Annotated in this window: 12 protein-coding genes; all 12 read right to left on the bottom strand. The window is 61.5% G+C overall.

Annotated features, from left to right (window positions below; genetic code table 11):
• Positions 1 to 2 precede the first annotated feature (2 nt).
• The 12 genes from FJ404_03395 to FJ404_03340 all read right to left on the bottom strand — a co-directional run bounded on the left by FJ404_03395 (position 3) and on the right by FJ404_03340 (position 12738).
• Positions 3 to 932, bottom strand: a complete 930-nt coding sequence (locus FJ404_03395; GenBank protein MBM3821929.1) for a D-alanine--D-alanine ligase — start codon at positions 930 to 932, stop codon at positions 3 to 5.
• Complete coding sequence (murB, locus tag FJ404_03390) at positions 929 to 1927, bottom strand: UDP-N-acetylmuramate dehydrogenase (GenBank protein ID MBM3821928.1); 999 nt, start codon at positions 1925 to 1927, stop codon at positions 929 to 931. The genes FJ404_03395 and murB overlap by 4 nt, the downstream gene beginning before the upstream one ends.
• Complete coding sequence (locus FJ404_03385) at positions 1924 to 3108, bottom strand: UDP-N-acetylglucosamine--N-acetylmuramyl-(pentapeptide) pyrophosphoryl-undecaprenol N-acetylglucosamine transferase (protein ID MBM3821927.1); 1185 nt, start codon at positions 3106 to 3108, stop codon at positions 1924 to 1926. Before FJ404_03385 ends, murB begins: the two co-directional genes overlap by 4 nt.
• A 14-nt stretch (positions 3109 to 3122) precedes the next feature.
• Positions 3123 to 4202 (bottom strand): cell division protein FtsW, encoded by a 1080-nt coding sequence (locus FJ404_03380; GenBank protein ID MBM3821926.1) that lies wholly within the window; start codon positions 4200 to 4202, stop codon positions 3123 to 3125.
• 146 nt (positions 4203 to 4348) lie between these two features.
• The gene (locus FJ404_03375) at positions 4349 to 5257 is read right to left on the bottom strand and encodes a LysM peptidoglycan-binding domain-containing protein (protein ID MBM3821925.1); all 909 of its coding nucleotides are present in this window, start codon (positions 5255 to 5257) and stop codon (positions 4349 to 4351) included.
• Positions 5258 to 5478: 221 nt separating this feature from the next.
• On the bottom strand, positions 5479 to 6627 hold the full coding sequence (locus FJ404_03370) for a phospho-N-acetylmuramoyl-pentapeptide-transferase (GenBank protein ID MBM3821924.1): 1149 nt from the start codon (positions 6625 to 6627) through the stop codon (positions 5479 to 5481).
• 3 nt (positions 6628 to 6630) lie between these two features.
• Complete coding sequence (locus tag FJ404_03365; protein ID MBM3821923.1) at positions 6631 to 8151, bottom strand: UDP-N-acetylmuramoyl-tripeptide--D-alanyl-D-alanine ligase; 1521 nt, start codon at positions 8149 to 8151, stop codon at positions 6631 to 6633.
• Between the two features lie 91 nt (positions 8152 to 8242).
• Positions 8243 to 10204, bottom strand: a complete 1962-nt coding sequence (locus FJ404_03360; protein MBM3821922.1) for a penicillin-binding protein 2 — start codon at positions 10202 to 10204, stop codon at positions 8243 to 8245.
• A gap of 38 nt (positions 10205 to 10242) precedes the next feature.
• On the bottom strand, positions 10243 to 10629 hold the full coding sequence (locus FJ404_03355; protein ID MBM3821921.1) for a hypothetical protein: 387 nt from the start codon (positions 10627 to 10629) through the stop codon (positions 10243 to 10245).
• Between the two features lie 12 nt (positions 10630 to 10641).
• Positions 10642 to 11547, bottom strand: a complete 906-nt coding sequence (gene rsmH / locus FJ404_03350; protein MBM3821920.1) for a 16S rRNA (cytosine(1402)-N(4))-methyltransferase RsmH — start codon at positions 11545 to 11547, stop codon at positions 10642 to 10644.
• A gap of 36 nt (positions 11548 to 11583) precedes the next feature.
• Positions 11584 to 12261, bottom strand: a complete 678-nt coding sequence (locus tag FJ404_03345) for a hypothetical protein (protein ID MBM3821919.1) — start codon at positions 12259 to 12261, stop codon at positions 11584 to 11586.
• A gap of 9 nt (positions 12262 to 12270) precedes the next feature.
• The gene (locus tag FJ404_03340; protein MBM3821918.1) at positions 12271 to 12738 is read right to left on the bottom strand and encodes a hypothetical protein; all 468 of its coding nucleotides are present in this window, start codon (positions 12736 to 12738) and stop codon (positions 12271 to 12273) included.
• Between the last annotated feature and the right edge of the window lie 179 nt (positions 12739 to 12917).

Raw genomic sequence — 12917 nt, 5'->3', positions numbered from 1 at the left:
TTTCAACTCCCCGAAACCATGTCCGTCGTCCTCTCGCGACGCGCCCAGGCAAGCTCCAGCATGCTTTGGCATAACGCGTCGAATCCCAGTCCCGCCGCCGCCGCCGCTTTCGGCAGCAACGAAGTCTCCGTCATCCCGGGCAGGGTGTTCACCTCCAGCACCACAGGTTCGCCGCTCTCCCTGACCATGACGTCCACCCGGCCATAGTCACGCCCCCCCACCGAGGCGAAAGCCCTCAAAGCCTCGCGTTGCACCCGCTCCGTAAGCTCCTTCGGCCATGGCGCCGGGCAAAAATACTCGGTGCAGCCCGGGGTGTACTTGTTCGCATAATCATAAGCCCCTCGCTTCGGACGCACCTCTACCACAGGCAGGGCCCTTCCGTTCAAAACCCCAACGGTTGCCTCAATCCCAAGAATGCGTTCTTCAACCAGCATTTCGTCGCCATGCTCGAATGCCTTCCGCAGTGCCTCCTGCCATTCTTCCACCCGGTCCACGAACTGAAGTCCCACACTCGATCCCTGCCTCGCCGGCTTGATCACCACGGGCGGAGCCCAGCCTTCCGGCCACGGAGCTTCACTCTTTCCAATCACCACATCTCGCGCCACCGGCACTCCCGCCTCCCGGCAGCGGCGCTTGGTCTGAACCTTGTCAAAGGCCAACCGGCTCGCCTCCGCATCACATCCGGTGTACCGGACGCCCAGGCGGTCGAGTTCCGCTTGAAGGGTTCCATCTTCGCCGTAAGTTCCGTGCAAGGCCAAAAAGACCATCTCCGTCCCGGCCGGCAATGACCACGCCCCGGGACGCGGATCAAGACTCTCCACGCGGTGTCCTATCCGCGAGAGCGCCCGAGCCACGGCCTCACCCGACCGAAGTGAAACTTCCCGTTCGGCCGAGGGTCCGCCCGCCATCACCACCACGCGTCGCCGGTTCATGTCCGCCCTCCCCCGCTCGGCGCGCCGGCACGGTCCACGCCCACGATTTCCACCTCGGTGCGCAAGTCAATCCCGCGCGAATCCCGAACCACTCGCTGGATTCGCTCGATCAACTTCAGCACATCGCTCGCCGTGGCCCCGCCTTCATTCACGATGAAATTACCATGCACCTCTGAAACCCGAGCGCCTCCCTCCCGCGAGCCCTTCAACCCCAGTTCGTCTACGAGCCGGCCGGCGGGCGTTCCCTCCGGGTTGCGAAAGATGCAGCCCGCGCTGGGTTGCGGCGGCTGGGTTTCCCACCGCTTGCGATTGAAACGTTCCATCGCTTCTCGAATGCGCGGCTCCTCCGCGGGCTCGCCACAAAACCAGGCGCCCAAAGCAATCTCCTCCTCGAGCAAGGCACAGCCACGATACCTCGCCTTGATCTCGCCGCGAACCCGCTCCCGGATCATGCCCTCCCGATCCATGCTCCGCACCCTCTCCACCCGGTCAAAAATCTCGGATCCCATGGCCCCGGCATTCATCCGCAAGGCTCCCCCCACGCTGCCGGGAATGCCCTCCAAAAACTCCAACCCCGCCCAACCAAGCCGTCTCGCGGCATGCGCGACATCCTTGAGCCTGGCTCCAGCTCCTACGCGCAGTCCCTTCTCCCAGGGTTCGATTTTCGAAAAACACCCGTCCCCCAAACTGAGAACCACGCCCGGAATCCCTCCGTCCCTGATCAAGAGATTCGACCCCCGGCCCAACACAAAAACTGGCTTGCCCTCCTGTCGGCAAAGATGAACCACCCCCGCGAGCGCCGCTTCCGATCGAGGCTCGACAAAGAATTCCGCCGGACCGCCCACCCGCAGCGTGGTGCGCTTGGCCAAAAGCTCGCCACACCGGATCCGCGCCTCCCCGGAGGCAGCCTTTTCGAGTTCCCGCAAGAATTCGTGGGTAGCATCCAACCGGTCCGAGGAGAGACCCGCGACAGGATTCTCGTTGTGTCCGCTCATGTCGGCACCCCCTCACGAGGTCGCGGTGACGAAGGCGCCGACTCGAAAACCGCTTCGCCCTCCATCCCTGGCTCGACGCGGCAACCCGCCGCTTCCAACAGGCATACTCCCACCCGCGCCGCCGCCTGGCGAACCGGCACTCGGGACATCGCTTCCGCCATCCTCAAACGCAAGTCCTCATCTCGAAACGCCAGCACTTCCCTCAACAATCGATCTGGCGTCGTCTCCGATTGCGCCAGCATCCGGGCTCCGCCCCACCCGACCACGACCTCGGCATTACGACGCTGGTGATCGTCCGCCGCGGCCGGAAACGGAATCAGGATCGAAGGCAAACTCATGGCGGCCAGCTCCGCAATCGATGATCCCCCCGCCCGCGTCACGACAAAACTCGCCGCGCCAAGAACCCGATCCATGCGCGTCTCGAACGCGGTAATCTTTTCATGCGGTCCAAGAGCTCCCGCCCGTTGGCTCACCCTTTCGAAATCCCGCGGCCCCGTCACATGGATCGTTTGCAGCTCTTTCCATTGAGAACGAAGCGTCTCGCGAATCGCCAGGAAAAGGTCGTTGATCGCCCGCGCGCCCTGGCTCCCACCCATGACCAACATCACCGGCCTTTCCGCGGAAAGCCCCAGTTCTCGACGCGCCTGAACCTTCTCCATCCTGCCCAAATCCCTCCTCACGGGCATGCCGGTCCAGTCGGACCGGGCGGACTTCAACCAAGGCCGGCATTCCTCAAAAGCCAGGAGCACCTGTTTCGCCCCACTCGCCAGCCAGCGGGTGGCTCGGCCGGGAAAGGCGTTGGCTTCATGCAAGACATAGGGAATGCGCAAGGTGCGAGCCGCCAGAACCGGAGCCACACCGGCAAAACCGCCCATCGAAAGGAGCACGTGAGGCCTCCAATCCTGGAACATCCTCCTCGCCTGTCTCCATCCCCTCCAGGTGGCCGCCAAGCTCATCCACCGGCGCCCCGCCGAGAACCCTCCTCCTGCCAACGGAACAAAACGAAGTCCCGGCGCTCCTTCCCGGGCGAGGCGGTCAATCTCCTTCTCAGAGACCAACAACCGCGCCTCGACCCCTTGATCCACCAGCCACTCCGCGACCGCAACCCCCGGAAACAAATGCCCTCCGGTCCCTCCGCAGGCGAGAGCGATCCGAATGGATGAAGGAGCAACGGCCGGCATGCGCGAGGGGTGGGTTACGAAGATTCCTCCCCTCGCAAGCGCGCGAGCCTGGCCACGCTCAAAAGCAATCCCACACAGGCCATCATCATCACCAAATTGGATCCTCCTTTGCTGACGAAGGGCAGCGCAATGCCCTTGTTCGGCAGGACGCTGGTCACCACGCCAATGTTGATGAAGGCTTGCAAGCCGAAGAGAAAACTGACTCCTGCGGCCACAAATTTTCCGAAGGTGTCCCTCGCGTTTGCCGCGATGGCAAGACCGCAAACCACCATCACCACGTACGTCGCCAGCACAAGCAGGGTGGCCACCAATCCCAACTCCTCTCCCACCACCGAAAAGATGAAATCCGTTTGATGCTCGGGCACCCAGCCAAGCTTCTGACGGCCCTCCCCCAACCCCACCCCATTCCATCCTCCGGCCCCCAAAGCCAGCATCGCCTGCCAGGCTTGATAGCCCGAACTCTCGCGATACAACTCCGGATGCAGCCAGCCCATGATCCGCTTGTATCTCACGGGATCAACGAGCAACAGCCCCACGAACCCCGCCAACCCCACCACTCCCACCGGCACCAAATACAACCCACGAACCCCGCTCGCGATCAACATCGCCCCGGTTACGCCCGCCATCAGCGCCGTCGTTCCCCGGTCGGGTTCCACGAAAATCAACCCCAGGGTCAAACCGATGAATAAGCCTGGCACCAACAGGCCGCGGTGAAAGGTGTTCATGAATCGCGCATGAGCCTCGACGTACTGCGCGAGCAACAAGATCAACACCACCTTCGCCACTTCGGACGGTTGAAATCCAATCCGTCCAATCCGAATCCAGCGATGGGCTCCTTTGACTTCGTCGAAAAAAAACACCGCCACCAACAGCCCGAGGGTCAAAACCCACAACGGCAGGATCCAGGGCTTCAGACTCCGGTAATCGATCGAAGCCAGCGTGCCGCACAGCGTCAAACCCACGAGGGCGAATGCCACCTGCTCCAGCAACATTTGGGATCCCCCTTTGGCCAACCCCGCGCTGGACAAGGTCACCATGCCCAACCCGGTCAGCCCGGTCATGCCAATCACCAAGATGATCGCGGTGAATCTCATTCGCCACACTTTGCCGCCCCGACGACCGCACCCTCAAAATGGCTCCCGCCGTTCGAGGCAACCCGACGCTTCCACTCGGCCCCATGCTTCCATTTCACTTCCAGCCCGACTCCGCCCCATCCCGTGCAACCGCGTTCCAACGCGGTTCAGGGCCGCGGCGAGGCAGTCGGATTCCCCGAGGGTGCGCTGCCACCGCCCTGAAATGGCGGGGACGGGACGGTCGCGGAGGTTTCCGTCGCGGCGGCCGAGGAACCGCCCGCCACGGGAATCTTCAATTTCTGTCCCTCGTTGATCCGATCCGTTTTCATGCCGTTCGCGGCTCGAATAGCCTTGAGGGTTGTGCCATGCGCCTTGGCGATCTTTGTCAAATTGTCCCCCGGCTTGACGACGTAAGCTTGAGTGGATGATGGCGCGGCCGCCGCCCCGTCCTCCGGGCCGCTGCCCGTCCCGGTCTTGGTTGAGGGAGCCGCCGCCGTGCCCGCGGGCACATTCAACTTCTGCCCCACCTTGAGTTTGTTCGACTTGACGCCGGGATTGGCCTGCTCGATCGCTTTGATGGTGGTGTGATGCTTCTTGGCAATGAGGGCAAAGTTGTCGTTCTTCGCAACCTTATACTCGATCAAACCTTCGGCCGACGTCGCTGTCACGCCGGCATCAGTCTGAGAGTGAAGCGGCATCTCGTTCTGGAGTGGGAGCGCGGCGGCGTTCGAACCGCTGCCCAAATTTCCGCTCCCCCCTCCTGCCAGGCTGGCGCCACCGGCGGTGGTTGAGGGTAGACTCGACGTGAGCGACGCGACGGCCGCGTTCGAGGCCGGGGGCGGGGGAGTATAAACCACATTCGTGTCCAGCGGCGGCAGATCGTTGGTCAAGGGCGGAAGCGTGCTCCGGGCCTTGGAGGGATCCTCGGTTTTGCCGCAGCCCACCATCAAGAATCCCCCCAGCACCAGGACGTGCAGGACGAGGAAGATGAAGAAGGCCACCGGCAACGAGGTCTTGCTGCGGGCCTTTTCCTCGAGCAGCGAGCCTTGGGGCACTAGGGGATTCGGGTTATTCATACGACGAGTGATGGAAAAAAGATGCGGAGTGCGTGGGTTGGATCAACATGGCCTTCGTTCGCCCGGGCGGGAATCTCCCACGAAAGAATCCGAGGGCGAAAAGAGTCGGAAAAATCCGCGGGCGACCACCGCCGGTCGCGCGGTAAGCGAATGAAAGTTTTCTAGCAACCACCCCGCGTGGCTGCAAGGAGTAAAGGATCCGGCGCAACGGATTTCGAGTTTCATCGAAGTTTCAAGGAGCTGAGCGCCACCACCACGAACAGGAAACAGAGGATGTAAAACCGAGTCACCACCTGGGACTCGTACCATCCTTTCCTCTCGAAATGATGATGCAAAGGAGCCATCAGGAAAACTCTTCTTCCCTCGCCGAAACGCTTGCGCGTGAAGCGAAACCATGAAGTTTGAATCAATACCGAACCCGCCTCCAGGACAAAGACGCCTCCGGCGATGGGCAGCAGCAACGGCTGCTGAATGAGCACCGCAATAATCCCCAAAGCCCCCCCCAGGGCAAGCGACCCGGTATCCCCCATAAAAACTTTCGCGGGGTGGCAGTTGAACCAGAGAAAGCCCAGGCCAGCACCCACCATGCTCGAACAAAACACGGTCAATTCCCCCGAACCCGCCACGTAAGGAACATGAAGATAGGCCGCGAACCGCGCGTGCCCGGCCACATAGGTGAGCACAAGAAAGGCCGCCGCCACAATCACCACACAACCAATCGCCAACCCGTCCAACCCGTCGGTCAAATTCACGGCATTTGAACTTGAAACGATCACCAGGACGGTCAGCCCCATGCCAACCCAAGCCATGTCCCGCAAGACCGGCTCCTTGAGAAATGGCGCCATCACGTCCGTGATCAAGAACCGGGTTCCGGCGTTGCGCCAAAGATAAACCGCAACGAATCCCGCGAGGAGAAACTGAACGACGAGCTTCACACGTGCCTGCACCCCGCGGCTGCTGCGCTGAACAATTTTGGTGTAGTCGTCGTAAAAACCCAGCCCCGAAAGCACCACGAGCGACAGCAACGTGATCAGAACCAACTCGTTCCAATCCGCCCACAACAGCACCGTCAAATCGATCACGGTTACGATCAGCAAACCGCCCATGCTTGGCGTGCCTCGCTTGTCCAGCACCCGCGCCGTCAACCCTCCCGCCTCCGTCGCTTTGTCCTGATACGTTTGGCCGAATTTCAGCTCCTTCAACCACTGAATGACCCGCGGCCCCAGCCACCAACTCAACAACATCGCCGTCACCGCCGCCCCCGCGCTGCGAAAGGTCACATACTGAAAAACCCGCAACCCGCTGAGGGTGTCCTCCCACGAGGTTCCCTTCGCCTGCTCCAGCATCCATTGACTGAGATAGAAAAACATCCATTAGCCCCGAATGCTTGCTTCCTTCCCCACCGCCACTTCGCCGGTCGTCAGAACCTCCGCCAGCTTCTCCAAGCGCATCCGCCGCGAACCCTTCAGCAATACCGCATCCCCCGCCACCAGCGACGCGTTCAACAAACCCGCCGCGGCTTCAGTCCCATTCACCCAGTCCACGCGGCCAATCCCGCCGGCCTGCCCCGCGGCCAGGGCCAGTTCCTTCCCCCCTTCCCCTACTCCCACCAGCCAGTCCAATCGGGATTCCGCCGACTTCCTCCCCGCCTCGGCATGCAAACCATCCGAATGCACTCCCAATTCGGCCATGTCTCCCAAAACCGCGACGCGCTTTCCCTCCACCGGCAATTCCCGAAAGACATCCAAAGCCGCTGCCATCGAGTCGGGATTGGCATTGTAAGCGTCATTGAGAATCCTCAATCCACCCCGCATCCTCGGTTCCATGCGCATGGGCGCCCCCGCCGACGCGGCCAGTCCGCGACGGATGGCCTCAGGTTCCAACCCCAGTTGTGCCGCCAAGGCCACAACCCGGATGGCGTTTCCCGCCTGCTGTTTCCCGAGTAACGGAATTTGGTAAGTGCCCGAATAACGTGCGCGCGGAGCCGCCACGACAAATTCGGTTCCGCCCCAATCCTGACGCACCACTTTCCCCGCCCAATCGCACCCCTCCTCCAGTCCCGCCGTCACGACGCGGGCACGCGAACGCTTCCGAATCAATGCCTCGCCCGGCACGCCTCCCGGCATCACCAAAAGACCCTCTTCCGGCAGCGCCGCGGCAAGCTGGGATTCTTCCTCGATCACTCCTTCGAGGCTTCCGAAAAACTCCAAGTGCTCGCGTCCGATGGACGTCAAGATGCCATGCTGAGGCTGGATCCATTGCAAAAGCGGAGCCAGTTCGCCGGGATGATTGGAACCGGCTTCCGCCACCACATATCGATGGCTCGCATCGGCACCCAGCAAGGTCAGCGGCACACCCACGTCGTTGTTGAAACTCGCCGCGCTGGCATGAGTCCGGCCCTGCTGGGCGAGCACCGACGCCAGGAGCTCTTTCGTGCTGGTCTTTCCGTTCGACCCCGCCACGGCCACGCAGGTGGCATTCAAGCCGCGCCGGCAATGACCCGCCAACTGTCCCAGTGACGCGCGCGTATCCTGCACGCCAATGAGCGCGATCCCCGGGGGAGCGCCCTCCTCGCATGCCGCCTCCACCACAGCCGCCTCCGCTCCAGCCCGCACGGCCGCTTCCAAAAAAGAATGACCGTCGAATCGGAGCCCCCGCAACGCAATGAACAAATCCTGCGGCAGGATCGCCCGCGTGTCCGTGCAAACTCGATGAACACGCCGGGCAGGGTCGCCCCGAAGGAGACGACCACCGCAGGCCTCGCTAACTTGCGCCAGGGTCATGGGATCCATGTCGATCCACGCCATGTTCAAGGGGGTTACTGGTTGCGGACTGCAAGCTCCGCGAAACCTGCGCGGGATTAGCCAGGCTTTGCAGTCCGCAACGCGTAACATTTATCCCTTTCCCATAGCCCAATTCGAAACGCGCTGCTCGCGCGTAAATGGTCTGAAAAAACGGGTGAACTTGGTCATGATCGGCCCTTGCTCAAGGCGAAGTCTTCCTCGCCGACCCCATGACCCATGAGCCAGCCCCCGCCGTCCGCCCCACCCAGTCTCCGCGGTCTCCACCGCCCTGCCGGGTCTGCGAAGGTGACTCCGGCGTCTTGTCCGGTGGGATGTTAAGATAATTACCGGCGCGTTCGGCAATCGCCTTGAAAACCGGCGCCGCGGTGACCGCTCCCGTGTGCTCTCCTTTGGGTTCGTCCAGCGTCACCGAAATCAAAATCTGCGGATCGTCCGCCGGGAAAAAACCGATGAACGATGAAACATAAAGGTCGTCGCTGTAGCTGCCGCCCGGACCCGCTCTGGGCTTTTGCGCCGTCCCCGTTTTACCAGCCACCGTGTAGTGCTCCATGATGATGGATCTCCCGGTGCCGATGGGAGAAACAACTTTCTTCATCGCCCGCGTGATCATGGTCGCCGCCGCAGGGCTGATCACCTGCCGCACCGGCGCCACCGGAAACTCCTGCACGATCCGTCCGGACTCGTCTTCAATCCGCGTCGTCAAGCGCGGACGCATGAGGACCCCCTTGTTGGCAATGGCTGCTATCGCCACCGCCATTTGCAACGGGGTCACCGCCACCTCATGCCCCATGGGCACACTGGTGATTGAGAAACCATTCCACGCCGAAAGAGGGTTCAACAACCCGGCCCCCTCACCCGGCAGCCCCACGTCGGTGTGCGATCCGATGCCGAAGGCCTTCGAGTAGCGCCAGAGACGCTCCGAACCCAGCGCGATACCCACCTTGGCGGCTCCGATGTTCGAGGATTTCGCCAATACCTCTTCCAATGTCAAAAGGCCGTAGCTATGTCCTCCATCCCGCAGCCGTCGCTTTTGATAGACAAAGCTTCCATTCCCGCAATCAAAGCGATCGTTCAAGCTGAACAACCCCTCGTTCAGCGCGGCCGCAAGCACGAGACACTTGTAGGTGCTGCCAGGCTCGACGTATTCGCTGATCGCCCGGTTCTTGCGGTTCGAGACCGGTGATTCGCCCGGCTCGTTGGCGTCAAACCCAGGAAGGTTCGCCATGGCCAGCACGTCGCCGGTGTCCGGACGCAAAATCACGCATGACGCACTCGCAGGAGCAAGTCTGGCGTAGGCATTCGTCAACTCGGTTTGGGCGATGTGCTGCAACCCCAAATCCAGGGTCAACACCACGTTGTGGCCGGCCTGAGGCGCCACATTCTGCTTCCGGTACATCGCTACCTCCACCCCCTTGCCATCGACCTCCGTTTCCCGGTACCCGCGGATGCCCTGGAGCTTGGAATCCTGCACTCTTTCAATGCCATCCACCCCAAACTCTTCCCGCAACCTGCCTTCCGGAGTCTCCACTTCCCGGGTTCCCAAGTACCCGATGACATGAGAAGCCAGAAACCCGTTGGGATAAACACGCCGAAAATCCTGCTCGCTAAAAATCGACATCTGCCGCACGCGGTTCCGGAAATAATACTCGGCCCGGCTCGAGGCACGGTTCGTGGCCTCGCTCGGTCCAAACGAAATCTCCTGCATGGCCTTGCGCACCCGCTCCCAGTCGTCCAGGGAGACTTTGTCCTTCAACGGAACATAGGCCCGAAAAACGGGCTTGCCGTTGGTCTGGTAGCGCAGGATCTGCGGCTGCAAACGAAGTTCCAACTCGGCCGCATCGAGGCCCAAGACCGGGGCAATCGCCCTCGCCACCAACGCCTGGTTCGTCCCCATCACCGTGGGGTCCGCAATCACCCGGCGGACCGGTACACTCGTCGCCAGAATCGCACCCCGCCTGTCACGAATATCGCCGCGGCGAGGCTGGCTCGTGGACACACTTCGAGTATTGTCCGCCACCCGGTCTTTCAACTCCCCGTGACGCCAAACCTGCAACTCGACCAACCGCCAGGAAAGCGATGCCAGCGCCAAGCACAGAAGCGTGCCGAGCACTGCCAGCCTTCGATTGAAACGCGCGTCAGTCACAAAAAAGAGGAAGCCGTCACTCGTCCCGGAGCCCGGGGTCACCGGAGAGCCGAGTCGGAAGGACTCAAGGCCAGAACCGCGGAACCCGATGCAGCCCCTTGGGACGTGCCCAGCCCTTGGTCCACGACCCGCACGATTTGATGCGGCGCCGGAATCACCAGGTTCAATCCCAGTCGCCGAATTTGCGCCTCGACCGCGGCCGGAGTGGAAAGCGCGTTCAGAGTTTCCCCCATCGATTTGTTATAATCCTTCTGCCTTTGCAGCTGCCGCTCTTTCTCCGCGTGAAGTTTTGTCAAATTGAAGATCTGCTGCTGGAGCCACACATAACCAACTCCCGCCGAAACCGCTAATCCCATGATTAACGCGACCCGGGCCAGGATGACGGATCCGATCAGACTGCCTTTGACTTTGTGCTTCTTCGCCATGCGTTCTCCTGCTTACAACCGCTCCAAAACTCTCAATTGCGCGCTGCGGGCTCGAGGGTTGGACCTCACTTCGTCTTCACTGGGCGCCAGCGCCTTGCGGGTGACCCACCGCGCTTCGACCGGTTTGGGTTGTCGCAGCGCCGGCACATCGCAATCCCCAGCCACCGCGTAATCGCGCGTCAAGCCGCGGCCCCACCACTTCACCTTCCGATCTTCCACCGAATGAAAGGTCAAAATCGCCAGACGCGACATCGGTTTCAGCCGGGCAAAGACCACGGGCAATCCCCGCTCCAATGCACCCAACTCGTCATTGACCAGCATCCTCAAAGCCATGAACAACCGGGTAGCCGGATGCGTTTTGCCCCCACCCGGCAAGACCGATTCCGCCAAAGTCGCCAGGTCCTGTGTCGTCTCGAACGGACGGCTTCCTCGTCGCTCCACAATGGCCGCCGCCAGCCTTCTGGAATGCCGCTCGTCCGCCAATCGATAGAATGCATCCGCGAGGTCGCGCGCCGGCCAGTCGTTGACGATCGCCGCCGCCGTCAGCGATTGGCGACGGTCCATCCGCATGTCCAAGGGCCCGTCGGCTTGCCATGAAAACCCGCGGTCAGCACCGTCAAGCTGAGGGGAACTCACCCCAAGATCCAGCAATGCACCATCACAACTTCCCTCTTCCACCCAGTCTCCCAAGGTTTCAAAAGTGCCCCGGCGAATCTCAAATCGACCTCCATATCCCCGGTTTCGCAAACGCTCCGTCGAAGCCTCCACGGCCGCCGAATCGCGGTCGGACCCGACCAAAAAACCACTCGGCGACGACGCCTCCAAAATTGCCTCGGCGTGGCCGCCTCCGCCCACAGTACCGTCCAGGTAACGACCGCCGTCCCGGGGCTGCAAAGCCTGGATCACTTCGGACACCATCACGGGTCGATGGAAGAAAGTCTGCACGGAATCTCGTCAACTGGGGGATAACCGGGCTCGCCGCAAAAAGAGCCGACCCACGAAACGGCTCCACCTCACCGGGGACCCGGCACTCTTCTCGCCCAACGCCACGTGCGACTCCCCTCCCAATTCCAACGGTTCAACTTCACTCTCGTTCAGGGGCGCCGTCCGCGGGCTCGAGACCAGCTCCAGATCGGACTCCATCAAATCATTTCGCAAGGGGAGCACACCTTTCAACGCCTCGTGCTGCTGCGTGGCCGTTTTCCGCTGGGACCGCGTGTTTTCACGACCCAGCAACCTTTTCATCAGCGGCGGATCCACACGGCGCTCCTCCCGCGTGTCCACCAAGCCATCCTGCATCTCCCAAGCCAACTCGGAGGGCAGCATCAAAAGCTCCTCTTGAGCTGAAGCCCCTCCTCCCCCCCCCTCTGCAGCCGCGGGCAGCGAGTGAACCGCCGTAGCCGCGGCCGCTGGGGTGGAGATCGCCGGAGGAACCTTGGTATCCCTCTGGGGCGCCGGTGAGAAAAAATCCTGCTGGAAAATCGCTTCCGTTCGTGTCGTCTTGGAGAAATGCGGCTTCCGGCCCTGCGAAAAATCCGGCAAACGCCCGTCCCCCTGCATGCGGTAAGGACTTGCGCTCGCGCTTTGCCGGGTGAGGACCGATCCGTGAGATAATAATTGGCTGAGGTTCATAGCAGGTATTTACTCCAGCAATTCAAAGCCTCCGATGCCGTCCGCACCGCCCGTCTTCAGAACCGTTTCGAAGTCGGCTTGCTTGACGACTTGATGCCGCTCGGGCGACCAAATCTCCCAATGCTCCATGCAACCCACCAAAATCGCCTTCGAGGTAATGCCCGCCTCCCGAGCCGCCCGCTCGGGAATGCATCCGCGACCACTCCCGTCGAGGCCCATCGGTTCCGCATTCCCAAAAATGAGCCGCTTCAAGGCGGCTTTCCGGGTATCCGTCGGGGGTATCGCTTTGACCTTCTCGCGCATCACCTCCATCTGATCTCGCGAAAAGACCCGCAGATGACACCCCGATTCCCCTCCCCACGGCACCACCGCAAGCTCGTTCGCAGTGTCGCCAGGACGGAACCGCTGCGGGACCAAAAGCCTCCGCTTCAGATCGACCGTCTGCTCGAAGGTGCCCTGATAAAGGACTTCCGCCATGAATCGGCTCGCTTTTTTGTTTCAACGTGGACAACAGCATTATGGGAGCATCCCCCACCAAATGCCTGGTTTTGGTTTAGACTGCCACCAAATGGGCCGAGGAGTCAATCTTGAACTGTGGGTTTTTTCGGACCTATTGAGCTTTTCTCTCAGAACGACTAATGCAACTATATGGTCAC

This window comes from Verrucomicrobiota bacterium (assembly GCA_016871495.1).
GTDB lineage: Bacteria > Verrucomicrobiota > Verrucomicrobiia > Limisphaerales > VHDF01 > VHDF01.
The sequence above is the reverse complement of the archived record's forward strand: the minus strand, read 5'-3'. Positions and strand labels throughout refer to the sequence as shown.